Source organism: Arthrobacter globiformis, from assembly GCF_003261175.1.
Classification (GTDB): domain Bacteria; phylum Actinomycetota; class Actinomycetes; order Actinomycetales; family Micrococcaceae; genus Arthrobacter; species Arthrobacter globiformis_A.
The window spans coordinates 161,478-186,803 of the sequence record NZ_QLNP01000098.1 but is presented as its reverse complement, the minus strand read 5'-3'; the positions used below and the strand labels follow the sequence as shown (position 1 = coordinate 186,803).

17 protein-coding genes are annotated in these 25,326 nt (G+C 66.0%); 4 read left to right on the top strand and 13 right to left on the bottom strand.

Translation table 11 applies throughout. The features are described from left to right. Window positions 1-57: 57 nt before the first annotated feature. Both DBZ45_RS17395 and DBZ45_RS17390 read left to right on the top strand, forming a co-directional pair. Window positions 58-2,181: an acyltransferase family protein gene (locus tag DBZ45_RS17395; RefSeq protein WP_111905111.1), complete on the top strand. Its 2,124-nt coding sequence runs from the start codon at window positions 58-60 to the stop codon at window positions 2,179-2,181. A gap of 86 nt (window positions 2,182-2,267) precedes the next feature. Then, the gene (locus DBZ45_RS17390) at window positions 2,268-2,903 is read left to right on the top strand and encodes a DUF2461 domain-containing protein (protein ID WP_111905110.1); all 636 of its coding nucleotides are present in this window, start codon (window positions 2,268-2,270) and stop codon (window positions 2,901-2,903) included. Between the two features lie 56 nt (window positions 2,904-2,959). On the opposite strand, the gene DBZ45_RS17385 is transcribed toward DBZ45_RS17390, so the two are convergent. From DBZ45_RS17385 to DBZ45_RS17350, 8 genes are all read right to left on the bottom strand, one after another. Continuing rightward, complete coding sequence (locus DBZ45_RS17385) at window positions 2,960-4,510, bottom strand: amino acid permease (RefSeq protein ID WP_111905109.1); 1,551 nt, start codon at window positions 4,508-4,510, stop codon at window positions 2,960-2,962. Between the two features lie 219 nt (window positions 4,511-4,729). Beyond that, window positions 4,730-10,276: a peroxidase family protein gene (locus tag DBZ45_RS17380; RefSeq protein WP_223257141.1), complete on the bottom strand. Its 5,547-nt coding sequence runs from the start codon at window positions 10,274-10,276 to the stop codon at window positions 4,730-4,732. A gap of 357 nt (window positions 10,277-10,633) precedes the next feature. Further along, window positions 10,634-11,068 carry a DUF779 domain-containing protein gene (locus DBZ45_RS17375; protein WP_111905107.1) on the bottom strand — a complete coding sequence of 145 codons (435 nt, stop codon included), beginning with the start codon at window positions 11,066-11,068 and terminating at the stop codon, window positions 10,634-10,636. Then, a complete protein-coding gene (gene adhP / locus DBZ45_RS17370; RefSeq protein WP_190243170.1) occupies window positions 11,068-12,090 on the bottom strand; it encodes an alcohol dehydrogenase AdhP in 1,023 nt (340 codons plus the stop codon). Before adhP ends, DBZ45_RS17375 begins: the two co-directional genes overlap by 1 nt. Window positions 12,091-12,259: 169 nt before the next feature. Then, entirely contained in the window at window positions 12,260-13,783 is a 1,524-nt protein-coding gene (exaC, locus tag DBZ45_RS17365; protein WP_111905106.1) for an acetaldehyde dehydrogenase ExaC, read from the bottom strand. 184 nt (window positions 13,784-13,967) lie between these two features. Further along, window positions 13,968-15,344: a GAF domain-containing protein gene (locus DBZ45_RS17360; protein ID WP_111905105.1), complete on the bottom strand. Its 1,377-nt coding sequence runs from the start codon at window positions 15,342-15,344 to the stop codon at window positions 13,968-13,970. 51 nt (window positions 15,345-15,395) lie between these two features. Next, on the bottom strand, window positions 15,396-16,838 hold the full coding sequence (locus DBZ45_RS17355) for an FAD-dependent oxidoreductase (RefSeq protein WP_111905104.1): 1,443 nt from the start codon (window positions 16,836-16,838) through the stop codon (window positions 15,396-15,398). 82 nt (window positions 16,839-16,920) lie between these two features. Then, window positions 16,921-17,919 (bottom strand): DNA topoisomerase IB, encoded by a 999-nt coding sequence (locus DBZ45_RS17350; protein WP_111905103.1) that lies wholly within the window; start codon window positions 17,917-17,919, stop codon window positions 16,921-16,923. Window positions 17,920-18,033: 114 nt separating this feature from the next. On the opposite strand from DBZ45_RS17350, the gene rarD reads away from it, so the two are divergent. Next, window positions 18,034-19,137, top strand: a complete 1,104-nt coding sequence (gene rarD / locus DBZ45_RS17345; RefSeq protein ID WP_111905102.1) for an EamA family transporter RarD — start codon at window positions 18,034-18,036, stop codon at window positions 19,135-19,137. A gap of 53 nt (window positions 19,138-19,190) precedes the next feature. Here the strand turns inward: rarD and DBZ45_RS17340 are convergent, their stop codons facing one another. The 3 genes from DBZ45_RS17340 to DBZ45_RS17330 all read right to left on the bottom strand — a co-directional run bounded on the left by DBZ45_RS17340 (window position 19,191) and on the right by DBZ45_RS17330 (window position 23,224). After that, a complete protein-coding gene (locus DBZ45_RS17340; RefSeq protein WP_111905101.1) occupies window positions 19,191-20,057 on the bottom strand; it encodes a universal stress protein in 867 nt (288 codons plus the stop codon). Window positions 20,058-20,341: 284 nt separating this feature from the next. Further along, window positions 20,342-21,697, bottom strand: a complete 1,356-nt coding sequence (gene gabT / locus DBZ45_RS17335; RefSeq protein WP_111905100.1) for a 4-aminobutyrate--2-oxoglutarate transaminase — start codon at window positions 21,695-21,697, stop codon at window positions 20,342-20,344. Between the two features lie 96 nt (window positions 21,698-21,793). After that, entirely contained in the window at window positions 21,794-23,224 is a 1,431-nt protein-coding gene (locus DBZ45_RS17330) for an aminobutyraldehyde dehydrogenase (RefSeq protein WP_111905317.1), read from the bottom strand. A gap of 142 nt (window positions 23,225-23,366) precedes the next feature. Here DBZ45_RS17330 and DBZ45_RS17325 point away from each other — a divergent pair, with 142 nt between their 5' ends. Beyond that, the gene (locus DBZ45_RS17325; protein WP_111905099.1) at window positions 23,367-24,803 is read left to right on the top strand and encodes a PucR family transcriptional regulator; all 1,437 of its coding nucleotides are present in this window, start codon (window positions 23,367-23,369) and stop codon (window positions 24,801-24,803) included. An 18-nt stretch (window positions 24,804-24,821) separates the two neighbouring features. On the opposite strand, the gene DBZ45_RS17320 is transcribed toward DBZ45_RS17325, so the two are convergent. Both DBZ45_RS17320 and DBZ45_RS17315 read right to left on the bottom strand, forming a co-directional pair. Then, entirely contained in the window at window positions 24,822-24,959 is a 138-nt protein-coding gene (locus tag DBZ45_RS17320; RefSeq protein ID WP_223257140.1) for a hypothetical protein, read from the bottom strand. Window positions 24,960-25,040: 81 nt separating this feature from the next. Then, window positions 25,041-25,319 (bottom strand): YciI family protein, encoded by a 279-nt coding sequence (locus DBZ45_RS17315; protein ID WP_111905316.1) that lies wholly within the window; start codon window positions 25,317-25,319, stop codon window positions 25,041-25,043. Window positions 25,320-25,326 lie beyond the last annotated feature (7 nt).

The following is a 25,326-nucleotide window of genomic DNA, read 5'->3' as shown; positions in this document are numbered from 1 at the left end:
ACGGCATGGCAAAATCAGCAAGGCACTTTCCGTCCTACCCTCGGCAAAAAGGAACTCATGAGCATCGTCCAGCAGGCGCGGGGTGGGGCTGCGGCCGGGACAGTCGCGGGTGCAGGGCTCCGGCGCAGACCGTCGTTCCGGCCTGACATCCAGGCGCTGCGCGCCCTTGCCGTGTCCTTGGTCGTCCTGAACCACCTGTGGCCCAAGGAACTAACCGGAGGCTACGTCGGGGTTGACGTCTTCTTCGTGATCTCCGGGTTCCTGATTACCTCGCACCTGCTGAAGGAACTCCTGGCAACCGGCCGGATCCGCCTGGCTTCGTTCTATGCCCGCAGGATCCGGCGACTGCTTCCGGCGGCCTTCCTGGTCCTGACCGTGTCGCTCCTCGCCGCCATGGTGTGGCTGCCCTTCTCGCGCTGGGAAGACACAGCACGAGAAATCCTCGCCAGCGCCCTGTATGCGGAAAACTGGGTGCTGGCGGCCAAATCCGTCGATTACTCGGCGTCAACGTCATCAGCAACGGTGGCCCAGCACTTCTGGTCGCTCTCCGTCGAGGAGCAGTTCTACCTCATCTGGCCGCTTCTGCTCATTGCCTTGTTTTGGCTGGCCGGCCGCCGCAACAGACCGGCAATCGCCGTAGTGTTCGCCGGAATAGCCGCAGTGACGGCACTCGGGCTAGTGGCCTCGGTGCTCACGACGGAGTTCTCGCCGAACCAGGCGTATTTCGTGACACCGGTCCGGGCCTGGGAGTTCGGCGCGGGTGCGCTGACCGCCCTGGCACTCGGCCGGCACAGGCTGCCGTCGCCGGCCATGAAGGGGGTCGGGCCCGCCGGGTTCGTACTGATCGCGTGCTCGGCCCTTGCCTTCAACGACGGGACGCCATTCCCCGGATTCCTCGCCCTCGTTCCCGTCCTGGGCACGGTGATGGTCATCTTTGCCGGGAACGATAACCGCAGACCGGCCTTCAAGCCGCTAATCAGCATGCTTCCGCTGCAGTACCTCGGCAACATCTCATATTCGCTGTACCTCTGGCACTGGCCGCTCATCGTCATTGCCCCGTTCGCCTTGGGGCGCGCCCTGGGCACCTTCGACAGAATCGGAATAGTCCTTCTCGCCGTTGTCCTGGCAGCTCTCACGAAGGCGTATGTCGAGGACCGCGGCCAGTCATCCGTTTATCTCAACGCGTCAGCGCGCCGGACTTTCGTCGCGATGGCCGTCGGCATGGCCCTTGTTGCAGGGCTGGCCGGCCTTCAGCTGCAGGTCAGGGAAGTTCGTCGCGAGGCAGCGGAACAGGCCGCCGCAGCCGCCGCCCTGCAGCCTTGCCACGGACCGCTGGCACTGCTCGCCGGTGCCGACTGCGCCGATCCGTTCGGACCGTCAGCTGCCCCCGTGATGTCAGATGCCAATGAGTACTGGAAAACTCCTCCAACATGCGACCGCCCAGACGACGAGTTGAAGGCCGCTGAGACCAGGACGCACCAGCGTTGCGACTTTTCCGGCGGGAAGCGCGATGCCGAAACTGTCTGGCTGGTGGGCGATTCCCACGCGCAGCAGTGGCAGGCGGCGGTCTTCGCGGCGGCCAAGCAACGAGGCTGGATCGTCCATACAGCCCTGCTGGGAGGATGTCCTGTGGCGGACGTCAGATTCACGGGCTATGCAGACAACGTCGACCAGAACTCCACCCGGACCTGCATGGACTGGGCGAAAAGAGTAACGGACGCCGTAGCTGCAGACCGGCCCGCGGCGGTTTTCACGTCCATGTTTGCGAGGAAGCAATCCGTTGACGACGGCTCAGGCCGTCCGGTGTCCGAACAGTTCTCCGCGGGCCTGCAGAAGACCTGGCAGCGGTGGACCGATGCAGGGTCCAAGGTCTATGTCCTGGCAGACCCGCCGCTTAACCAGGCGGTGCGGCAGCCCGACTGTACTAATCTGCATGTCCAGGACCCGGCGGCGTGTGCCGTGGATCGTGCCCTTGCCCAGCCGGAGGATCCGCTAACAACGGCAGCCAAGTCTACGTACAACCGCGACGTCCAGCTTGTGGACCTGACCGACTACTTCTGCGATCCGCGCAAGTGCTATACGGTTGTTGGCGGCGTCAATGTCTACTTCGACGCCAACCACCTCAACCGGGAGTACAGCGAGCTCCTGGCGCCGCTGTTGCTGGACAGATTGGCGAAGTGAGCTAGGTTAAGCCGGTTTGCCGGCAAGTTTTCCACATGGGCAACGTGCCCGTAGCCTGGGCCGGACAGCTTCCTTAGGCTTCATTCATGAGCACATTCGAGGGCATTCCGGCAGCAGCAGCTGAGTTTTATGCTGAGCTGGAAGAGAACAACAGCCGGGAGTGGTGGCAGGCCCACTTAGAGGTGTACCGGGAGTCCGTGAAAGAGCCTCTGGCCGCACTGCTGGCCGCACTTGAACCCCGCTTTGGACCGGGGAAAATGTTCCGGCCCAACCGGGACATCCGCTTCTCCCAGGATAAATCCCCGTACAAGACGGCCCAGGGCGCTTTCGCCTCATACCAGGAAGGCGTGGGGTTCTACCTGCAGATCAGCGCGGACGGCCTGCTCCTCGGCGGCGGCTACCACTCACATTCTCCCGCGCAGCTGGTCCGATACCGGAACTCGGTGGACGCAGCTGGCAGCGGCGGACAGCTGCAGCACATCGTGGACGCCGTCGCAGCAGCCGGCTTCGCCGTCGAAGGCGAAAAGCTAAAGACGGTGCCGCGGGGCTTCCCGAAGGACCACCCGCGCGCCGAGTTGCTCAAGCACAAGTCGCTGTCCGCAGGTGTTGCGCTGGGCGAGCCGGACTGGCTCAGGTCATCGGAAGCGGAAAGGGAGATCGCCGCCCGGTGGGAACAGCTCCGTCCGCTGGTCGACTGGGTGGGAAGGCACGCCGCCCCCTGACGGCATCAGGGGGCGGCAGCCCAGCGGAACCAGTGACGGCCCGGTCCGTGCTGGCGCTAAACCTTGCTCAGCTCGTCGTCGTCATCCCGGTCGCCAAGGCCGCCTACAGGGCCGTCCACAGCTCCTTTGGCGCCGGCGAACTTCTCGTTGAGGCGGGAGTGGCGCTGCCCGTACGCGAAGTAGATGGCAATGCCCAGCAGCAGCCAGATGCCGAAGAAGATCCAGGTCTCCACGGCGAGGTTGGTCATCAGGTACAGGCACAGCACTGCGGATACGACGGGGAGCACCTTGCCAAACGGGACCCGGAAGGCCGGCTTCAGGTCGGGGCGCTTCTTGCGCAGCACCAGGATGCCCAGGCTGACCATCACGAACGCGGACAGCGTGCCGATGTTGATCATTTCCTCGAGCAGGTCCACGTTGGTAAGTCCGGCAACCAGGGCAACGGCAGCGCCGCAGATGATCTGCAGGCGGACCGGCGTCGAACGCTTTTCGCTGGTCTTGGACAGGGAGCGGGGCAGCAGGCCGTCGCGGCTCATGGCCAGCACCACGCGGGCCAGGCCCATGAGCAGCACCATGATCACAGTGGTCAGGCCCACGAGCGAGCCGAAGGCGATCACCTTCGCGGCGTCGGTGTTGCCGACAGCTTCAAAGGCCGTGGTGAGTGTGGGGCTTTCCGCCTCGGCGAGCTGCGTGTAAGAGACCATGCCGGTCAGGGCGAGGGACACAAGGATGTACAGCAGCGTCACTAGGGCCAGCCCGCCGAAGATGCCGCGGGGCAGCGTCTTCTGCGGGTTCTTCACCTCTTCTGCGGAGGTGGCCACTACGTCGAAGCCAATGAAGGCGAAGAACACCAGCGCGGCGCCGGCGAAGATGCCCATGGTGCCGTACTGCGCGGGGGCAGCACCGGTGAGGAAGCCGAAGAACGACTGCTTCAGAACGTCGGCCGCACCGGCGTTGGCCGTGGGCTCAGAGGCCGGGACGAAGGGGGTGTAGTTGGAGAACTTCACGTAGCTGAAGCCCACGATGATCACGAACACCACCACGGCGATCTTGATCAGCGTGAAGATGTTGCCCACGCGGGCGGACAGCTTGGTTCCAAGCACCAGCAGCACGGTGAAGACGGCCACGATGAGGAAGGCGCCCCAGTACAGGTCAACGCCGCCGATCGAGATGGCAGGCGGCATTTCGACGCCCATGAGGGCGAAGACCTTGCTGAGGTAGATGCCCCAGTACTTGGCGATAACGGCAGCCGCGGTGAAAAGCTCCAGGATGAGGTTCCAGCCGATAATCCAGGCCAAAATCTCGCCCATGGTGGCGTAGGTGAAAACGTAGGCCGAGCCGGCCACGGGGATGGCGGTGGCAAATTCGGCGTAGCACATGATCGCCAGGGCACATGTGACCGCGGCGACCAGGAAGGAGATGGTGACGGCGGGGCCGGCGAAGTTGGCGGCGGCCTTGGCGCCCACGGAGAAGATGCCGGCGCCTACAGCAACAGCGACACCCATGATCATGAGGTCCCACGTGCTCAGGGAGCGCTTCAGCTTGCGTCCGGGCTCATCGGCGTCGGCAATTGACTGCTCGATGGATTTGGTCCGGAAAAGGTTCATTGGAAGTCCACAGTCCTGATAGGGGATGGAAACAGACCTATCAAGAATAGTGTCCATCCAGTGGACGGCCACATTTGTCCCGAATACTGAGACGGTCGGCACGCAAACCACGCCCGGCCCTCCTCCGCGCTGCGGCTGCGCGGTGTGGTGGAGGGCCGGGCGTGGGTCCTTGGGTACGAGCTGGCGGCCTTGCCGGCCGCCAGCTCTGGTATTGCTGGGTTACAAGCCGGTTCCCGTGGTGAACGTCCAGGACCGTGTAACAAACGGATTCCCGGCGAGGTCACGTACTGCCGATGTCCCACCGGTAACCGTGACCCGGTACTGCGTGTTGGCCAGCAGTGTTCCGGACGGGTTGATGGTCAGTCCCCGGTTGTTCGGGTTGAAGATCATCGTCGCCGGGAATACCGCCCCGTTGGACACTCGAGTCAGCCGAACAGTCGTGGAGTTGTATCCGGTGATGTTTTCGCTGAAGAACGCCGTCAGGTTGCCGTTCCGTGCCTGCCCCGTGGCCCCGGCTCCCCGGAAGATCGAGGTCAGCGTTGGAGCTGGCCCGGTCGTAAACGTCCAGGTGGTCGGCGCCACTGTGTTGCCCGCAGCATCACGGATGTTGGAAATAGCTGCCGTGTAGGTACGGTCGGGCAGGAGTGTTGCGGACGGATTGAGCGTCGCGGTCCTGGTCGTGCCGTTGTAGGTAACCGCTGCCGCCAGCGGCGTCCCCGTTGTGTTGTTGGTTCCGAGCCGCACGGCGAATGTTGAGTTACCCACGTTTGCCACTGCTTCACTGAACGTTGCCGTCAGATTGCCCGTCTGGCTGACGGACCGTGCGGCAGGAGCGGGCGTCCTGGCAGTGATCGTCGGGGCCACGAATTCACTCCGCGGGGTGACGAGACCGCTACGAGCCGAAGGTGCTCCCGTGCCTGCCGAGTTGATTGCCGAGACATCAAACGTGTAGCCGGTGCCGTTGATCAGTCCCGTGATCACCGTGCTCGTTACATTGCCGACCGTGACTTCGCGGGCAGGCGTGGCCGCCGCTCCGACGAAGACGCGGACTCGGTACTGCGTGACCGCCGTGGCGTTGGTGACTGCCGCGGGGGCGGTCCACCTGACCGTGGCCTCGGCCGTTCCGGCCGTTGCCGTGCCGATAACTGGTGCACCAGCGACGACCGGGGCGACGGTAGTCACGACGTTGGACGGCGCAGAGAACGGGCTGGTTCCGATGTCATTGGTAGCTGACACCTCGAACTTGAACTTTCTTCCGTTCTCCAATCCAGTTACCACCAAGCTGGTGGCGCCGGCGGGTGCCGTGCGCAATGCTCCCACCTGGACACCGGCGGCGTTGGTCGTTACATCCAGCACCCTTACCGAGAAGCTGGTGGCAAGGCCTCCTGCCCCTGGGGTGAAGTTCACCGTTGCCTGACCGTTGCCGGCCGAAGCCACGCCGATGAGCGGGGCTGCGGGAGCCACAGAGTCGGAGAACCGCAGGGTTTCGATGTTGCGGAGGGTGTCCGTTCCATCGGGACCCGCATTGTTGTGGCTTACCGTGGTCACTCCGTTCGCTTCTTCGGTGATGGTGTAATTCGCGCGGATATCGGAGAACACCGCCGTATCGGTGCCACCGCTGGCGGAGAGGATTTCGCGGACCGCTACGATGTTGCCCGGGTTTACGGTTCCCGCGAAGACAGCTTCCTGAAGCGTCGGGCCCGTCAGATTGCCATTGGCATCCTTCAGGTAGCGGCTGGTCATTGCGCTCTGCCCTGCTCCGTCGGCAGCGGCACTGCCGATCTCGGTGGCCGGATCATTGGGGTTAGTGCGGACACTGAGCCGGACGCTGAGGTATGCGTCTCCGTCGATGACGTCATCGCCTCCGCGGCCTTCGATTTCGTCACTTCCGCCGCCGCCCAGGAGCACGTTGCCGGCTCCCCAAACCAGGGATCCGGGGGTAAGGAGCGGGCAATCCTTGGAAGCGGATGCTGCGATGACCGCATCCGCGGACGTATCGAGATCTGGAACCAGAGCGTCAAGACCCGTTATGCGGTTGAGCCCTTCCTGGTCCAGCACGTTGCAGCCGATGAAACCGCCGCCGCCGACGGCACTGGGAACAACGTCGTCTCCACGGATCTTGTCATCGAACTTCCAGCCAGAGGCGGCCTCAACTTCGTTGAACTTGTCGCGGACATCAACAGTAAGGATGTCAAGCGGAACAAGCGGGAGGTCAAGATCCAGGTTCTGCGGCTGGGGATCCCCAAGGCCGATCTCCCAGTCGTAACCGGACGCTCCAGCAACCTTTTCGATGCCCGGTCCGCCGAGGCCGATGTCGTCGCCGCCCTCCATGTCGTAGTCATCGTCACCGCCCTGGCCGATCAGGATGTCGTGTCCGGGCTTCTGCGAGTCATCCAGGAAGAACAGGTTGCCGCTGTCCCCCTGCATGAGGTCCGGCTGGTCGCCGCCTTCTTCCCAGTCATCGCCGCTGTCACCGAATGCGGCGTCGAGGCTCTGACCCAGCATGACGAAGTCGTCGCCGGCTCCAGCGAAGGTCTCGTTGGCGTTGGCTCCGCCGTTCGTGAAGTCCTTGCCATCGCCACCCATGACGATGTCCAGGCCGGGACCGGCGTCGATCGCGTCATTGCCGGGGCCGCCCTTCGGGACGTCGTCACCGGCGAGGTCGGTGATGATGTCGTCGCCTTCTCCACCGAGCGCGACGTCGGCGCCGTCACCACCTTCGATGACGTCATTGCCTTCACCGCCCCAGAAGGTGTCGCTGTCGTTGCCGCCGAAGATACGGTCCACGCCGGCGGTGCCGTTGTAGACGCTCTGTCCGTTGATTCCGGAGGGGTCGACGGAGTTCCGCGCGCGGTACTTGATCGTGCCGTCCGGCATGCGGATCAGCAGGTCCGCCTCACTGCACTCCGAGTCCGGGTCATCCGCTACGGCGTTGCCGGATGCTGCAAAGCCGGCTGTGGTGCCTGCCAGCTTCTTCAGCTCAAACTTGCAGTCCGAGGTGGCGAACGCGTCGGCCTTCAGGGTGTGCACATTGGTGTTGCGCATCATCATCTCGGCGAACGAGTTGCCCTCCAGCTGAGCCCTCAGGTTCATGCCCGGGGTGCGCGCCAGGTAGTAGAGGCGGTCGCCGTTCTGCAGGTCCGTCAGCTGGTTCTCGAAAACGTAGTTGAACGTGCTGCCCAGCAGGCCGCCGAACACAACGGTCTGTTCCGCGAGGCCGCCGACCCAGAGATCGACGTTGTCGAGGCCGGTCTTCGAGTTGGCGCCGTCGTTGGCCCAGGCGTCCGTGCTGTTCATGAACGCGGCGGCGTCGGTCGGAGGGACGTCCCCAAGTTCGGGATTGACGATCGCCCGTGCAGCTGCCCGACGCGATTCCAGCGTCGCCGGACCGTCGTCGGCGGTGTCAAGGAGGCCGTCCGCCCCTGCATCCTTAAGGATTGTGGGGTGCTGGCCGTACGCCGCGACGAAGTTGACGAGGGACTCCGGGTGCTTGAGGTTCTCGCCGAAGTCGACCCAGTTGATGTAGGGCTTCAGCTGGCCGTCATTCGTTTTGTTGAAGAGCTCACGGCGAAGGACGTTCAGCCGCGGGATTCCTTCAGAACGGGCCCGGGTCATGTTGATCGTTGGAAGGTCCAGGGGCAGGCCCAGCAGGTTGTTGCGGAGCGTGTCGGTCACGAACTCATCAAGTTCGTTACCGGCCTGGTCCGACATTCCCATGATGATGCTGCCTGCAGCCTCTTCCGAGGTCAGCGCCCCGGCAGGGCCGCCGTCGGTGTACTCCGGCGGGTTGAGGAATCCGTCGAGCAGCGAGATGTCGTTCGGGCTGCCCTTGGTGTCGTCGGAATCACCGAATGTTCCGTTGAGGCCCGGGCCGTCCTCGTTCCTGCGCGAGATCGTTTCGGTCAGCATGGAGTGGCCGAAACGGTACACGGCGTGAGCAAATTCGGCCTTGACCGCCGGGTTGAGTTCCGTCTGAGTGAAAGCAAATGGCTCAAACGGGTTGATCGCCGGCTGCACCTTGCGGGCGAATTCCTCGAAGACCAGGTGCTGGTATTCCATCTCGGTGATAAATCGAGCCGCCTGGAAAAGCCGCTCACCGTTCCAGCCATCCCCACCGTTTGCGCTACCTGCACCGGTGGCCAGCTTCCACTCTGCCAGGGCCTTGACGCCGCTGGCGGAAGTATCGGTCGTCAGGACGTGCTCAATGTCGTCGACGAGCCGGTCGTGCTCTGAGTGGAAGATCTGGTGGATGGCCGTCAGGCCGATGTTCTCGTTGACGCGGCCGTCGCCGGCGATGAAGTGCGCGTCCAGCATCTCGTCGTCATAGGTGCCGGGGGCCTGGCTGGCGAAGTCGGCAGATGCCGTGTTGTCGGCGTCCGGAGCCGGCGTAACCTTGGCAGTCGCAGGGTTGTGGTCCGTATCCTGCGGGGACGGATCAGCGTTGTGGGCGATGTCGGTCAGGAACGGGGTGTCAAAGTACTTGACGTTCGCCGGGACCGGTACGGTCTCGTCCACCGTTGTCGTCAACGGGTCGTCGAGGTGTCCCTCGACCAGCCCCGTCGCCGTCACGTACTGCGGCAGGCCGTTGGGTCCGGGGATGAACTTGCCGTATGGGTCCGCGGCGATCATCGGGACGTTCAGGACGTCCTTGTCTTCGAGCCTGAGCCCAAGCTTGGTCGCGGCCTGTTCCTTGGTCGTAGCCCAGGTGGCCATCCCACCGGCCGTCGGGCCGGTTGGACCGCCCAGCAGCTTGCCCGTTGAAACCGGCTTGCCCTCGGCATTCTCGACGTACTCCCGCACGAACACCTGATGGGAAGCGTGCGACGTGTAGGTCTGGCTCTGGTCAACCCACGGTGAGTCCGTGTTGTTCGCGTCCTGGATGTCGTCAGCACTTTCATCGGCAGGAGTGTCAGGCTTGTCACCCAGGATGCCGTCCGGGCCGGGCTGGTTCTGGCCACGGGTGAGGACCATGAAGCGCATATGCGGGTCGAGGTCGTCCGCGTTGCCAAAGACGTGGTCCGGACCTGCGATCAGCGGGTCGTCGCCCTTCAGCGGAACGTAGACCGTTCCGCCGCTCTTGACAGTCTGATCGACACCGTGGTCGAAGAACTGGCCGAACAGGGTGAACATTGAGTTGTAGGGCGGGGAGAGGCCGACGTCGGTGGTCACGTTCTCGATAAACAGCGTGCTGTGGGACGGGACGCAGTCTGCGGGGACGCCTGGGGTGGCGCCCACCGGGTCCGTGGTGCACGGCTCAACGCCCGTGTTGCCCTGTGTCCTCACCGGGAAACCGGCGGCCGCCCGAGCAGCCGGGTTGGTGGAAGTCTGGTCCACGATCAGGTTGCTGATCACGCGGGGCTCGGAGTCGAAGACGTTGCCCTTCTTCTGCTTGTAGGAAGACGGGCCGGGAGGGCCGAAGCCGGCAGGAACAGCGTCTGCATCGTTGAACACCGGCGTTGTGAGGCGTGGGAATTTCTGGTCAGCTGCACCGAACGTTTCCTGGCCCGGCTGCAGGTTGTTGCATGACCCGTCAACGGTCCGCAGCCCCGCGGAGACCAAGGGGCTCGGGATCTGGTTGGGGCCCGTGCCGATCAGCGCGCCGCAAGGGCCGGTAGCTGAGGTCGTATTGGCCACATGCGCTTCAGCGATCTTGATCTGCTTCAGGATGAAGGAGAGATCTGAGGGGGTGATGGTAAATCCTTCCCCCACTGGTGCCTGCACCGCGTTGGCTGCCACAACGGGCAACCCCATGGCGATCGGCATCATTAATGTAGTTACTGCTGCCACCGTCCGAAAGGACATGGACTGTTTGCTGCGCTTCTTGCGTCGTTGACGCCGGTTGGTTGGTGGATCCACGGGGGCCCCGGATCGACTCTGATCCGGGTCCCCCTCTGACTTCAAGGCTGAATTGTTCATGGCACACCTGCCGCTAGGAGGAATGTAACGGTGCCATCGTCCGGTGGAGTGCCCGTGAAAACCTTGGGGGGATAGCTGGTCGGCCCGCCCAGCCACCCAAATTGGGGGTTCCCAATCGCGGTTTAAATGTGCAACGCCCGGACGAAGCCCCTGATTCGGGGCCCCATCCGGGCGTAACACTATGGAGTTTTGCTGGGCAAAGCCTGTCTACACGGGCCAGTCCATGAGCGTGGAGCGGATCAGGAAGCGTTTGCCTTCCGGCGCCTCGACCGAAAACCCGCTCCCCCGGCCCTGCACCACATCCACCGTCAGGTGGGTGTGGCTCCAGTAACCGAACTGTTCCCGGGACATCCAGAACTCCAGCGGCTGCCCGCCGTCGTAAGCGGAACCGAACACGCCGCCGTCGTCCGCAGAGAGATCAAACCGCCCCAGCAGCACGTCCGAATCCCCGGTGAGGAACTCCCCCGCCGGGTAGCACATGGGCGCGGAGCCGTCGCAGCAACCACCGGACTGGTGGAACATGAGCGGGCCGTGCTGCGCCCAGAGCTTCCGCAGCAGCCCCACCGCCTCGGCGGTGAGCGCCACCCGGGAGAAGTCCTCCCCGGGCAGCGTCACGGCGGCGTTCAGCTTAGTGTCGGTCATCAGAACCTCAGCACCACCCGGCCGTCGATCTTGGCGTGCTTCATTTCGTCGAGCACCGCATTGACTTCCGAGAGTTCCCGGGTGGATACAGTCGGGTGGATCTTGCCTTGCGCGTAAAAGTCGAGCGCTTCCTCCAGGTCCTGCCTCGTTCCCACGATGGAGCCGCGGACAGTCAGGCCCTTGAGCACAATCTCGAAGATCGGTGCGGGGAAGTCGCCCGGCGGCAGGCCGTTGAACACGATGGTGCCGCCGCGGCGGGCCATGCCGATGGCCTGTCCGAAGGCCGACGGGTGCACCGCCGTGACCAGGACGCCGTGGCAGCCTCCGGTTTTCTGCTGGATGACTTCCGTGGGATCCTCGTGGAGCGCGTTGACGGTGAGTTCGGCGCCGTGCTTCTTGGCGAGGGCGAGTTTGTCGTCCGCGATGTCCACGGCGGCGACGCGCAGGCCCATTGCCACGGCGTACTGGACGGCGATGTGCCCCAGCCCGCCGATGCCGGAGATGGTGACCCACTCCCCCGGCTTGGCCTCGGTCATTTTCAGTCCCTTGTAGACGGTGACGCCGGCGCAGAGCACCGGGGCAACCTCCACGGGGTCCGAACCGGCCGGAATCCTGGCGGCGAACCGGCTGTCCACCAGCATGTACTCGCCGAAGGAACCGTCCACGCTGTAGCCCGCGTTCTGCTGCGCCTCGCACAGCGTCTCCCAGCCGGTGCGGCAGTACTGGCAGTCGCCGCAGGCGGACCAGAGCCAGGCGTTGCCCACCAGGTCACCGACGGCGAGGTCCGTGACCCCCTCGCCGAGGGCCACCACCTCGCCCACGCCTTCGTGTCCCGGCACGAAGGGCGGCGACGGCTTGACCGGCCAGTCCCCTTCCGCGGCATGGAGGTCGGTGTGGCAGACACCGCTGGTGATCACCTTGACCAGGGCCTGGCCGCGGCCCGGGGTGGGAACGGGGATGTCCTTGATCTGAAGATCCTTGGCGAATTCGGTCACTACGGCTGCTTGCATTGTCGTCGTCATTGGCGAAATCCTTGCGTCGTTGAAGCGTTGTTCTGGGGTGGTGCGGGACGGTGTTGCTGCCTTCCTGAGGGGTGGCCAGGGGTCGGTCTTCCGCCGCGGTGCGGGCGGGAAGCATGGTGCGGGCGGGGACGGATGGAGCTGATCCGTCCCCGCCCGGGCTAGGGGCGGCCTAGAAGAAGCCGAGCTTGTTTTCGTTGTAGCTGACCAGCAGGTTCTTGGTCTGCTGGTAGTGGTCCAGCATCATGGCGTGGTTCTCGCGTCCGATGCCGGAGGACTTGTAGCCGCCGAACGCGGCGCCGGCCGGGTATGCGTGGTAGTTGTTGACCCAGACACGGCCGGCCTGGATCTCGCGGCCTGCCCGGTATGCGACGTTGCCGTTACGGGACCAGACGCCGGCGCCCAGGCCGTAGAGGGTGTCGTTGGCGATGCCCATGGCGTCGTTGTAATCGCTGAAGCGGGTCACGGACACCACCGGGCCGAAGATCTCCTCCTGGAAGATGCGCATCCGGTTGTGGCCCTCGAAGATCGTGGGCTGGACGTAGTAGCCGCCAGCCAGGTCCCCGGGCAGCTCCGCGCGCGCGCCGCCGGTGAGCGCCTTGGCACCTTCCTGCTTTCCGATGTCAATGTAGGAGAGGATCTTTTCCAGCTGGTCATTGGAGGCCTGCGCGCCGATCTGGGTTTCGGTGTCCAGCGGGTTGCCCTGGATGATCTTCTCGGTCCGGGCGAGGGCGTCGGCCATGAAGGAGTCGTAGATGTCCTCCTGGACCAGGGCCCGGGACGGGCAAGTGCAGACTTCGCCCTGGTTGAAGGCGAACAGCGCGAAGCCCTCGAGCGCCTTGTCGTAGAACGCGTCGTTGGACTGGGCGACATCGTTGAAGAAGATGTTCGGGCTCTTGCCGCCGAGTTCCAGCGTCACGGGGATCAGGTTGTTGGAGGCATACTGGCTGATCAGGCGGCCGGTCGTTGTCTCGCCGGTGAAGGCGATCTTGCGGATCCGCGGGCTGGAGGCCAGCGGCTTGCCCGCCTCGACGCCGAAGCCGTTGACCACGTTGACCACGCCGGCCGGCAGCAGGTCGCCGATCAGTTCCATCAGCACCAGGATGGACGCCGGCGTCTGTTCCGCGGGCTTGAGGACGACGGCGTTGCCCGCCGCGAGCGCGGGGGCCAGCTTCCAGACGGCCATCAGGATGGGGAAGTTCCACGGGATGATCTGGCCGACGACGCCGAGCGGCTCGTGGAAGTGGTACGCGGTGGTGTCGTCGTCGAGTTGCGACAGCCGGCCCTCCTGGGCGCGCACGGCGGAGGCGAAGTAGCGGAAGTGGTCGGCGGCGAGCGGGATGTCCGCGTTGAGGGTCTCGCGGACCGGCTTGCCGTTGTCCCAGGTTTCGGCGACGGCGAGCAGTTCGACGTTCTCGTCGATGCGGTCGGCGATCTTGTTCAGGATCGCCGCGCGCTCTGCAACGGAGGTCTTGCCCCAGGAGGGGGCCACCTTGTGCGCGGCGTCGAGGGCTAGTTCGATGTCCTCGGCGGTGCCGCGGGCCACCTCGCAGAACGGTTTCCCGGTGACCGGCGTGATGTTCTCGAAGTACTGGCCCTTCACGGGGGCAACCCATTCGCCGCCGATCCAGTTCTCGTAGCGGTCCTTGAACGTGACCTTCGAACCTTCGGTGCCGGGCTGTGCGTAAACGGTCATTGCTAGCTCCTTTGCTGTGCAACACGGAGGCGATACGTCATGGTGATCGCCGATGCATCGAGCCTAGGAGCGGGTAGGTTGCAGCAAGGTTGCAACAGAAGTGACCCGGGTCACCCGGAGTTTGAGCCCGTCGAAATTAGGTTTCGGCAAGCTCGACCAGCGGGCAGGAGCCCCGCGTTGGGGACTAAACGCTCAGTTCCGCTTCCAGCCGTTCCAGATCCGCGACGACGGCGGCCCGCTTGGGTGAGCGCGGCGGCAGGAGCTTCAGGGCGGCGCGGCGGACGTCGACGTCGTCCGCCGCCTCCGGCAGTTCCGCGTACTTGAGCAGCGACTCCGCGCTGCCGTCCGTCAGGACGGCCTCCCGCAGCAGCGCGGACACGCGGTTCCGGAGCTCAACGACGCCGGGCGCCTCAGAGCGGGGCAGAACAGCGCCGCGGTAGATGTCGAGGGCGATCCGGTGGGCGCCGCGCTGCAGGCAGGTGAGCACCTGGCTGCTGTCCGGCAGGAGATCCATGGCCAGCCTGTACGGCCGCGATTCCGGTACCGCGGCCGGGTTCAGCTGCTGTAGGACCTTCCGGAGGCGCACCATCTCGGCCCGCAGGGTGATCGTGGACCCGTCCCCCGGGTACAGCAGGACGCTCAGTTCCTCGGCGCTGAGCCCGTCCGGGCGGGTGCCGAGCAGGGCCAGGATCTCGCTGTGCCGGGCAGACAGCACCACGCTGCGGCCCTCGATGCTGAGCAGTGCCTGGTCGCGGCCCAGCAGCTGCAGGCTGTTGCGGTACAGGCTGCCTTCCCGCGCAGAACCGCCGGCAGCCCCGGAACCGGGGTGCCGCCGTCGTGCCTTAACCCGTTCCTGGGCGGCAGCGAGCTGCAGGCGTTCCACGCGCAACTGGGCCTGGGCTGCCGCCACGGTGGCCTCCACGAGGGAGAGCGTGTGTGGTGCGACGGCCGCCTCGGTGCCCGTGATGTCCACGACGCCCAGCAGCGCGCCGGAATCGGGGTCCTGGAACGGGACCGCCGTGCAGCTCCAGGGGTGGACTGAACGCTTGTAGTGCTCGGCGCCGGAGATCTGGATGCCCCGGCCCAGGGCGAGCGCCGTCCCGGGGGCGCTGGTCCCCACGGTCGCCTCCGACCAGTCGGCGCCGGGAACGAACATCATGCCCTCCGCCCGGCTGCGCGCGCCGGGATCGCCCTCCACCCAGAGGAGGCGGCCCACTTCGTCGCCGACCGCAACCAGCAGGCCGCTGTCATGGCTGGGCCGGATGAGGAGCTTCTGGATGACGGGCATGATGGCGGCGAGGGGGTGTTGGCGGCGGTATTCGTCAAGCTCGTCAGCGGCGATGGCCAGCGGGGCCTCGGGATGGTCAGGGTTGGCCCGCAGCTTGGCCGACCGCTGCCAGGATTCGCGGATTAGCCGGCGCAGGCCGGGAAGCTCTTCGGCATCGGGGAATGCTTCGCTCTGCGCGTGGCTGTCCAGGAATTCGTGGCCGGCCAGGGCGCGGCGCTGCAGCAGCACCGAATCCTCGGTTCCGGGTGCCGTCGGCTGGATCAGGTTCTTCATCGAACTCCCACTCGCCCAAACGCTTGCCCGCGACAGTCTAGTCCACCCCCGTCAGGCGCGGGAGATCTGGATCATCTCCTCGCGCGGCACCACCTTGATGCGTTCGCGCACGACGCCGTCGGACGCGGCGGATTCCGTCCACGATGCGCCGAGGGCGGCCTCGTGAGCGTTCAGCTTGTTCCAGCCCTCCCACGTGGTGTACTCGATGCCGCGCTCCTCCAGCAGGTCGATGATCGCCTGCGGGTCCGGGTTTTGCGCCGGCGGCAGGGTGAGCCGGTCCTCGAGGAGGAACCCGATGGTCTCCAGGGCGTCGCCCTTCGTGTGCCCGATCAGGCCGACCGGGCCGCGCTTGATCCAGCCCGTGGTGTAGATGCCGGGAACGGCGTTCCCGTCGGCGTCGAGGACCCGGCCGCCCTCGTTGGGAATGACCCCGCGCTTGGCGTCGTATTCCAGTTCGTCGAGCGCAGAGCCGTGGTAGCCGATGGCGCGGTAGACGGCCTGCACCGGGTAGTCGATGAACTCCCCCGTGCCCTTGACGTTGCCGGTGCCGTCCAGCTGCATGCGCTCGAACTTGATGCCGGCAACATGGCCGGATCCGCCGTCGCTATCGCTCCCATAGATTTCCACCGGGCTGTGCAGGAAGTGCAGGTGCAGGCGGCGCGACGACGGCTGCTCGGCCTCTGCGTGCTCCTCGACGAGCCAGTTGGTCATGGTGTTCACCATGGTCTTGGTCTGGTTGTTGCTCCGGATCGCGTCGTCGGAGGCCTCGTCGAATTCGAAGTCCTCCGGGTACAGCACAATGTCGACGTCGCGGGCGTGGCTGAGTTCGCGCAGCTCCAGCGGGGTGAACTTCACCTGGGCGGGGCCGCGGCGGCCGAAGACGTGCACGTCGGTGACCGGCGAGTTCTTCAGGCCCTGGTAGACGTTGTCCGGGATCTCGGTGACGAGCAGTTCATCGGCGTGCTTCACGAGCATCCGGGCGACGTCCAGGGCCACGTTGCCATTGCCGATGACGGCGATTTCCTTGGCATCCAGCGGCCAGTCCCGCGGAACGTCGGGGTGGCCGTCGTACCAGGACACGAAGTCGGCGGCTCCAAAAGAGCCCTCGAGGTCGATTCCGGGGATGTCCATATCAGCGTCCTTGATGGCGCCGGTGGAGAAGATGACGGCGTCGTAGAAGGCGCGGAAGTCGTGCAGCGTCAGGTCCCGGCCGTAGGTGACGTTGCCGAGGAAGCGGATGTCTCCGCGGTCCAGGACTTTATGCAGGGCGTTGACGATGCCCTTGATGCGCGGGTGGTCAGGCGCCACGCCGTAGCGGATCAGGCCGTACGGTGCCGGGTAGGCCTCGAAGAGGTCGATGCTGACCTCGAAGTCGCCGTCCTTGACCTCGTTGGACTTGGTCAGGATGTCCGCGGCATAGACGCCCGCGGGTCCGGCGCCGACGATCGCGACGCGGAGCGGGCGCTTGGCCGTGGATTCAGCTGTGTTGGACACCTTAAGCCCTTCCGGAACGGGAGACCGCGCCCCACCGGCGCGCAGTTTTCAATTCTAATTGTCCGCCCGGCCCCCGCCCGCATCAGCCGCTCTTGCGGAGGGGCACCACGTCGCCCTCGCGGTACAGCAGTGCCCGCAGCTCCGACTCGGCCGAATCCAGGCGCTTGGGGTCTATGGTCTCCCCGGCTGCGAAGTGGTCCAGCAGCCGGGGGTCCACGTAACTTTTGCGGGCGATTGACGGCGTGTTGCCCAGCACCGCCGCCGCCTCCATCATGGCGACGCTGATGGCACGCTTCCGCTTCCCCTCGGTTTTCTGCGGTCCGCTCCGGGCCAGGCTGACGGCGGCCGCGACGGTGCCGCGCAGGGTGCGGAAGTCCTTTGCGGTGAAGTCGTCGCCAGTGCGTTCCTTGACATAGCCGTTGATGTCGGCGCTGGTCACGGGGTGCCACGTCCGGCCGTTCTTGTAGGCCAGCAGCCGCGCGTTGCCGCCGCGCCGCTTGAGGGCCTGGGCCAGAGGAGCCAGGTCCGGGTCGTCAATGCGGGACTCCCATGTTTTGCCGCTCTTGGCCGGGAAACTCAGATGCAGGCATTCCTTGCGGACACGGACGTGGGCGCAGAGCAGGGTGGCAAGCCCGTGGCTGCCGTTTTCGTTCGTGTACCGCTCTGACCCCACCCGCAGGGAGCCGCTGTCCAGCAGCCTGAAGGCCGCGGCCAAAACCCGCTCGCGGGTGAAGCCGTCGGACCTCAGATCCATGGTGACCAGCCGGCGGGCGGTGGGCAGCGACTCGGCGAGCTGGAGCGCGCGGTCGAATTTCAAGCGGTCCTTCCGTTCGCGCCACTCCGGATGGTAGATGTACTGCCGGCGGCCCACGGCATCCAGCCCGGTGGCCTGGATATGCCCGTTCTCAAAGGGCGCTATCCAAACGTCCGTCCAGGCGGGCGGAATCCCGATGGCTTCCAGCCGGTCGCGGACCGGACCGGGCGGCAGTGTGGAGCCGTCCAGGTCCCTGTAGCTGAACCCGGCGCCGGCCCGCACCCTCCGGTAACCGTGGCCGGAGGCGTTGCTGTGGCGGAGCCTCATCGTGCCGGCGCCCTGCGGTGAGTCGTACTCATAATGGCAAGCCTACTGACTAATTCGTTTCCGCAGGCAGCTTTTCGCTCGGTCAGACGGAATACCGCTCCTTAGGATGGTGTTATGGGACTTGTGCCTAACCCCGACGGATCCGTCTCCTCCGCTGTTCCGACTGCCCCTACACCTGGCGCCGCGCCCGCCGGCGTGACCGGCTCCGGTAGGGCCGGGTCACCCGGTTTGCCTGGGGCACCCGGTTCGCCCGTGGCACCCCCTTCCCCCGTGGCACCCAAGGCGGTGGACAAGGAGACGACGGCGGGAATCCTGTTCGGCATCGGCGCTTACGGCCTGTGGGGGCTGCTTCCGCTGTACTTCTTCGTTCTGCAGCCCGCAAGTGCCGTTGAAATCGTGGCCAACCGGGTGGTCTGGTCCCTGATCTTCTGCGCCCTCCTGATCACCGTGACCAGGGCATGGCGCGCCCTGGGCGCTGCCCTGCGGAACCGCGCCATCCTCGGAACCTTGGCTCTTGCCGCCGGCCTCATCGCGGTGAACTGGCTGACATACACGTACGGCGTCACCACCGGGCAGGCGGTCGAGGCCTCACTTGGCTACTTCATCAACCCGCTTGTGTCCGTCCTCCTCGGCGTGTTCGTCCTCAAGGAAACGCTCCGGCCCCTGCAGTGGGCCGCCGTCGGAATCGGTTTCATCGCCGTCGGGGTGCTGACCGTGTCCTACGGGAAACTGCCCTGGATCGCCCTGACCCTGGCCGTCAGCTTCGGCCTCTACGGCTTCGTGAAGAAACGGGTGGGTCCGCGTGCCGACGCCGTCACCAGCCTTACCGTGGAGACCATCGTCCTCGCGCCCCTGGCCGCGGCCACCATGATTTTCCTCGCGGCGAGCGGCACTGCCTCGCTGACCACCCACGGACCGGGGCACTTCTGGCTGCTCCTGGCGTCCGGCGTCATCACGGCCGTGCCGCTGGTGTTCTTCGGCGCCTCCGCCCGCCGGCTGCCCATGACCACCATCGGGCTGCTGCAGTACTTCGCCCCGGTGCTGCAGTTCATCGTTGCTCTGGTGGTGTTCCGGGAGGCCATGACGCTGGACCGGTGGATCGGCTTTGGCGTTGTGTGGCTCGCCCTGCTGGTGCTCACAGTGGACATGCTGGCCGCAACGCGGAAAAGCTCAGCGGCCAAGCGCCTCGCCCGCAGGGAAGCGCGAACGGACACTTAAGCCCCGGCGGCGGGGCCACAACTGTCCGTTCGCCCTCGGGAGGGCAGCACCGATCAGGGGGCCGAGTCCTCGCGGTCGTAGTCGCGCGGCACAACCACCATGGGAACCGGCAGGGCCCGCAGCACCTTGTTGGCCGTGCTGCCCAGGAACATGCGGTTCTTCCCGGCCAGGCGTGAGGACCCCACGATGAGGATTTCGCCGTCGTCCCATTCGAGTCCGTCGATGGCTTCCTCGATGGTGCGGCCGTGGGCCACGGCGACGCCGACCTCGTGACCGGCGGGTACCTTCCCTGATGCGGCCGTCAGGACGGTGTTCGCGTGAATGTGCGCTGCATTGATGGCCTCCCCTGCGTCTCCGGCGGCGTCGAGCTCCACCAGTGACACCAACCGCAGCGGCACACCGCGCCGCCTGGCCGCCCTGATGGCGGTCTCGATTGCGGCCTCGGCCCCGGCACGTTGCCCCACGGCCAGCGTCAGGCGGGTAACGGGTGCCGTCCGCTGGTAGCCGCGCGGCGCGAGTGCCACCGGGACCGTTGAGGCGTGCAGCAGCGCGTTGGCCACGCTTCCCACGGTGTGCCGCTTGAACAGGCCTGCGCTGGCGGCGCCGACCGCGATGAGTCCGGCTTCGAACTCCGCCGCAGCGTCGATGAGCCCGCCGGCGAAAGAATCGGCCTCCCGCACATGGAATTTCGCGGGCAACCCCTCCGGAACGAGAGCCAGGCCCTCCCGTTCTGCCGTCAGCACCTCCTGCTCCGCGGCGCTGACCCGGCTGCCCTCCGGGTTTAGTGCCACGTACGGCGTGCCCGGCTTCACCACATAGACCAAATCAAGTTCGGCGCCCTGGGCCAGGGCCAGTGACGTGGCCAGGGCGACGGCGTCCGCGCCGCGCTCGGTGGGTGTGTAGCCGACTACGTATCGCATGCGAAACCCCTCTTTGGGTAGTGCAGACCGGCGTCCGGATCGCGGCGGCGCTCACCGGCCTGCGGCGTGAAGTGCAGTGGTGAGGATGACTCTACCGCGGCGCCCGCGCCGGCGGGCGGGAACGCAACGGGAGTACGACGGCGGCGAGAACGACGGCGGGCCGGGCACCTTTTGGTACCCGGCCCGCCGTCGTCGTACATCCCCCGCGCGAACTGGCAGCTAATGCCCTGTTGCGAGGATTTTGGGGGCATTACCTGCCAGTTCGCGCTAAAGGAAGAAGAGAACTATGCGTTGGCCTTGATGGCCGCGGCGAGTACTTCCAGGCCGTCCAGCAGCAGCTCGTCGCTGATCACCAGCGGCGGCAGCAGGCGGATGACGTTGCCGTACGTTCCGCAGGTCAGGATGATGACGCCTTCCTTGAGGCAGGCGGCTGCAACGGCCTTGGTGAGCTCCGGGTTGGGCTCCTTCGAGCCGGCCTGGACCAGCTCGATGGCCAGCATGGCACCGCGGCCGCGGATGTCGCCGATCACGGAAACTTCTTCAGCGAGCTCGCGCAACTTGCCGAAGGACAGGTCCTCGATGTGCTTGGCGCGGGCGTTGAGGTCGTACTCCTGCATGGAGCCGATGGAGGCCAGTGCGGCGGCGCAGGCCACCGGGTTGCCGCCGTAGGTGCCGCCGAGGCCGCCCGGGTGGACGGCGTCGAGCAGGTCCGCGCGGCCGGTGATGGCGGACAGCGGCATGCCGCCGGCGATGCCCTTGGCCATAGTGATGATGTCCGGAACGATGCCCTCGTGGTCCACGGCGAACCATTCGCCGGTGCGGCAGAAGCCGGACTGGACCTCGTCGGCGATGAAGACGATGCCCTTTTCCTTGGCCCAGGCGGACAGCGCCGGCAGGAAGCCTTCGGCCGGGACGATGAAGCCGCCCTCACCCTGGATCGGCTCGATGATGATGGCGGCCACCTGATCGCCGCCGATCTGCTTCTCGATCGCGGTGATGGCGCGCTTGGCGGCCTCGGCACCGGTGATCGCCGGGTTCTCCTCGCGGAACGGGTAGCTCATGGGCATGCGGTAGACCTCGGGCGCGAACGGGCCGAAGTTGGTCTTGTACGGCATGGCCTTGGCGGTCAGCGCCATGGTCAGGTTGGTGCGGCCGTGGTAGGCGTGGTCAAACGCGACGACGGCGTCCCGGCCGGTGGCCAGGCGGGCTACCTTGATGGCGTTTTCCACGGCTTCCGCGCCGGAATTGAACAGCACGGTGCGCTTCTCGTGGCTGCCCGGGGTGAGCCTGTTCAGCTGCTCGGCAACCGCGACATAGCCCTCGTAGGGGGTGACCATGAAGCAGGTGTGGGTGAAGTGCTCCACAGCCTCCTTCACGGCACCGACGACGGCGGGATCGGACGCGCCGACGCTGGTCACCGCGATGCCTGAGCCGAGGTCAATGAAGGAGTTGCCGTCGACGTCATGGATGATGCCGCCGTCGGCGTCTGCGACGTAGACGGGAACGCTGGAGGCGACGCCGGCGGCGACCACGGCCTTGCGGCGTTCGGTCAGTGCCACGGACTTGGGGCCCGGGAAGTCGGCCTGGACGCGGCGCTTCTGCTCGAGGCGGTAAGTGATTTCTGATGCTGTTGCGGTCATCGTGTTTCTTTCTTTACTGAATGGGCGCCGGCGGTTGGGGCCACGCCGGCAGGGTTCCCTGGCCGAAGCGGAGCGAGGTTAGGGTGCCGGTGGGGACTATGCATCAAGGGCGGACATGACGTGCTTGATGCGCGTGTAGTCCTCGACGCCGTACATGGAGAGGTCCTTGCCGTAACCGGACTGCTTGAAGCCGCCGTGGGGCATTTCGGCGGTGAGGAGAATGTGCGTGTTGATCCAGACCGCACCGAAGTCAAGATCGCGGCTGAGGCGCATGGCCGTGCCGTGGTCGCTGGTCCAGACGCTGGAGGCCAGGGCGTATTCGACGTCGTTGGCCAGCTCCACGGCTTCGGCCTCCGTGCTGAACTTCTGGACCGTGATGACCGGGCCGAACGTTTCCTTCTGCACGATGTCGTCCGTCTGCTTGGCTCCGGTGATGATGGTGGGCTCGAAGAAGAACCCCTTCTCCCCCGCACGGTGCCCGCCGGTTTCGATCCGGCAGTGCACCGGCAGCGAGTCCACCACAGAGCTGACGGCCTTGAAGTGGTTGACGTTGTTCAGCGGGCCGAAGTAGTTGTCTTCGTCGTTCTGGGAGCCGGTGTGCAGGGTCTTGGTGTGCTCCACCATGGCCGCCACGACGTCGTCGTGCACCGAATCCTCCACCAGCACACGGGTAATGGCCGTGCAGTCCTGGCCCGCATTGAAGAACGCGAACTCAGCGATGGCCGCGGCGCTCTTCTTGATGTCGGCGTCCTTGAAGACAATGGCCGGGGCCTTGCCGCCGAGCTCCAGGTGGGCGCGCTTGAGGCCCTTCGCCGCGCCCGAGGCGACGGCGATGCCGGCACGCACGGATCCGGTAATGGACACCAGGCCCGGCACCTTGTGCTCCACCATCAGCGCACCGGTTTCCCCGGTGCCGAGGATGACGTTCAGGACGCCGGCGGGCAGGATGTCCGCGGCCAGGCGCGCCAGGACCAGGGTGGATTCGGGCGTGGTGTCGGACGGCTTCAGGACCACGGTGTTGCCGGCTGCGAGCGCGGGGCCGATCTTCCAGATGGCCATCAGGAACGGGTAGTTCCACGGCGCCACCTGGGCCACGACGCCGATCGGCTCGCGGCGGATGAAGGAGGTGTGGCCTTCGAAGTACTCGCCGGCGGACTTGCCTTCGAGGATGCGGGCAGCACCGGCGAAGAAGCGCAGCTGGTCGGCGCCGGCCGCCACCTCCTCGGACGCGATCAGGGCACGGACCTGCCCGGTGTTGCGGTGCTGGGCATCGACGAGCTCGTCGCTGTTGGCCTCGATGGCGTCAGCGAGCTTGAGCAGCATGAGCTGGCGCTGCCCGGGGGTCACGTGCTTCCAGGTCTTGAAGGCGTCTTGGGCGGCGGCCATGGCGGCGTCGACATCGGCCTCGACCGAGACGGGCGACTTGGCCACGACGTCACCGGTCACGGGGTTCACGATGTCGATCAGGCCCGTCCCGGCCGGCGCGACGAACTCGCCGTTGATGAAGTTCTGCAAGGTTTGAACCACGGTGTACAACCTCTTTCGTCCTGAATAGTGTGATGCGGCTGACTCGAGCCTATTCCAGCCCGCCACCGCGGGGAATAGCCACCTGCACACCCGTGGGCCGTTGCTTTAGTGCGAAAGCCCAGCCTCCCGCTACCCTTGGTCCATGGCAATTTCCCTCGCGGCGCTGCTGGCCGTGCAGTCTCTGGGACTCAAGAAATCCAGCCTCGCGGAGACCACCTCTCACCAGGACATCCGCTGGGTGGCGGTTACCGAACTCGAGGACCCGCAGCGATTCCTCAACGGCGGCGAGCTGGTGCTGACCACCGGGCTGCGGATGAAAAGTGCGCCCGAACAGCGCCGCTTTGTCCGCCAGGTCCAGCGCGCCGGCGCCGTGGGGATCGGGTTCGGCGTGGGGCTCTCGCACGACGCCGTTCCCCCGGCTTTGATCGCGGAAGCGAACCGCTGGGGGCTGCCGGTGGTCGAAGTGCCGTACGGCACTCCGTTTATTGCCATCAGCAAGCTTGTGGCGGACGCTCAGTCCGCGGACCACTACTCCAAGCTTGAGCGGCTGATCGCAGGGCACCAGATCCTGGCCCGCGCCCTGCTGACCGGCGGCGGCCTGGCCGAGCTCCTGCGGCACCTGGGCGGCATGCTCCGCACCGAGATCGCGCTCACCCAGTTCACCGCCCAGCTGTACAACAGCGGCAGCGAGCCGCCGTCCGCGGACTCCTGGACCACGTACCCCATTCCCACCGGCCGCCGCGATGCCTGCACATTGTGGGTGAAGCAGCCGTTCGAGGATTCCGGCATCATCGGCTACGCGCAGAACCTCATCAGCGTGGAGCTCAACAACATGGTCAAGCAGCGCCAGGCCGAGCGGGCTCTCTGCGGGCAGGTGCTCGAGGACGTGATCCACGGGACCCTGGACCCGAGCGAGGCACAGCGCCGTCTTGCCGGGACGGGCATCAACAGCACGCGCAAGAATGTGGTGATTCTGGCCGGCTCCGAGGCGCACCACAAGCAGCTGGTCAGCTCCTCACTGCCGCAGGCGCTGGAGACGGCGGTGACCGCCGTCGTCGGAAAGGATCTGGTCACCGTGGTGCCCGACGACGGACGCGGCGCCACGGCGATGGCCAGGAGCCTCAGCGACCACCTCGCCGAGGCCGGGATCCACGCCACCATCGGCATCGGCGGCGCGTACACCAAGCCGAACGGCCTTCGCTGGAGCTACTTCGAGGCGCGCGACGCCGCCAGCCACGGGCTGCCGGTTAATGAACCCGAGCGGCTTAGCCTGACCTCCCTGCTCCTCGCGAGCGAGGACGTGCCGCTGGCGGACATGGCCAACGAGTCACTGGATCCGCTCCGGAGCTTCGATGCCGCCCACGGCGCTGAGCTGATGGTTACGCTGGAGAGCTACCTGAACAGCAACGGCTCCGTTGCCGCCGTCGCCGAGGCCCTCACCCTCCACCGCAACACTGTCCGCTACCGGCTGGCGCAGATCACCGAACTCACCGGGTACGACCCCTCCGTCACCGCCGACCGGGTGCAGCTGTGGCTGGCTCTGGCCGTCGCCCGGCTCGGGGCGCGGCACGCCGGCTGAGCCGGGCTACCCATCCGGTCACAGCGATCTGCGTGCGTAGCCGTCCAGCCGGCGTGCGAGCTCAACCGGGTTGCTCAGGGCAACCAGGTGTCCGCCCGGGATTTCGTCGGTCCCCAGGCCCAGCCGGGTGCGGACCACGCGGCGCTGAAAGGCCACGGGGAAGAACCGGTCGTCGCGGCCCGGTGCTCGTGTTCCTCTTACACCGCGTCTCGGTGCGGCCCTCGAGAACCCCCGCTCCTACTCGAACCACACCACGTTCCACTCGAGGATCCGCGGCTCCGCGAGCCCCTCGGTGGTGAATGGATCGCCGGCGATGAAGCGTTCGGCGTCCTCGCGCGAAGTGAAGATGCCCATCGATGAGCCGGCCGGATCAGGAGCCTGGAAGGGGCCAAGAGCGACCAGCCCGCCCCCGCCGGCGCGGAACTCCTCGTAGTAGGCCTTGTGGCGGGGATACGTCTCAAGGACTCGCGAGCGGTCGACGCCCACAGGCAGGCTGTACAGCACGACGAATTTCATGGACGCG

Coding starts and splice junctions, on each gene's coding strand:
- DBZ45_RS17395 (WP_111905111.1), top strand. CDS start 58: ATGAGCATCGTCCAGCAGGCGCGGGGTGGGGCTGCGGCCGGGACAGTC.
- DBZ45_RS17390 (WP_111905110.1), top strand. CDS start 2,268: ATGAGCACATTCGAGGGCATTCCGGCAGCAGCAGCTGAGTTTTATGCT.
- DBZ45_RS17385 (WP_111905109.1), bottom strand. CDS start 4,510: ATGAACCTTTTCCGGACCAAATCCATCGAGCAGTCAATTGCCGACGCC.
- DBZ45_RS17380 (WP_223257141.1), bottom strand. CDS start 10,276: ATGATGCCGATCGCCATGGGGTTGCCCGTTGTGGCAGCCAACGCGGTG.
- DBZ45_RS17375 (WP_111905107.1), bottom strand. CDS start 11,068: ATGACCGACACTAAGCTGAACGCCGCCGTGACGCTGCCCGGGGAGGAC.
- adhP (WP_190243170.1), bottom strand. CDS start 12,090: ATGACGACGACAATGCAAGCAGCCGTAGTGACCGAATTCGCCAAGGAT.
- exaC (WP_111905106.1), bottom strand. CDS start 13,783: ATGACCGTTTACGCACAGCCCGGCACCGAAGGTTCGAAGGTCACGTTC.
- DBZ45_RS17360 (WP_111905105.1), bottom strand. CDS start 15,344: ATGAAGAACCTGATCCAGCCGACGGCACCCGGAACCGAGGATTCGGTG.
- DBZ45_RS17350 (WP_111905103.1), bottom strand. CDS start 17,919: ATGAGGCTCCGCCACAGCAACGCCTCCGGCCACGGTTACCGGAGGGTG.
- rarD (WP_111905102.1), top strand. CDS start 18,034: ATGGGACTTGTGCCTAACCCCGACGGATCCGTCTCCTCCGCTGTTCCG.
- DBZ45_RS17340 (WP_111905101.1), bottom strand. CDS start 20,057: ATGCGATACGTAGTCGGCTACACACCCACCGAGCGCGGCGCGGACGCC.
- gabT (WP_111905100.1), bottom strand. CDS start 21,697: ATGACCGCAACAGCATCAGAAATCACTTACCGCCTCGAGCAGAAGCGC.
- DBZ45_RS17325 (WP_111905099.1), top strand. CDS start 23,367: ATGGCAATTTCCCTCGCGGCGCTGCTGGCCGTGCAGTCTCTGGGACTC.
- DBZ45_RS17315 (WP_111905316.1), bottom strand. CDS start 25,319: ATGAAATTCGTCGTGCTGTACAGCCTGCCTGTGGGCGTCGACCGCTCG.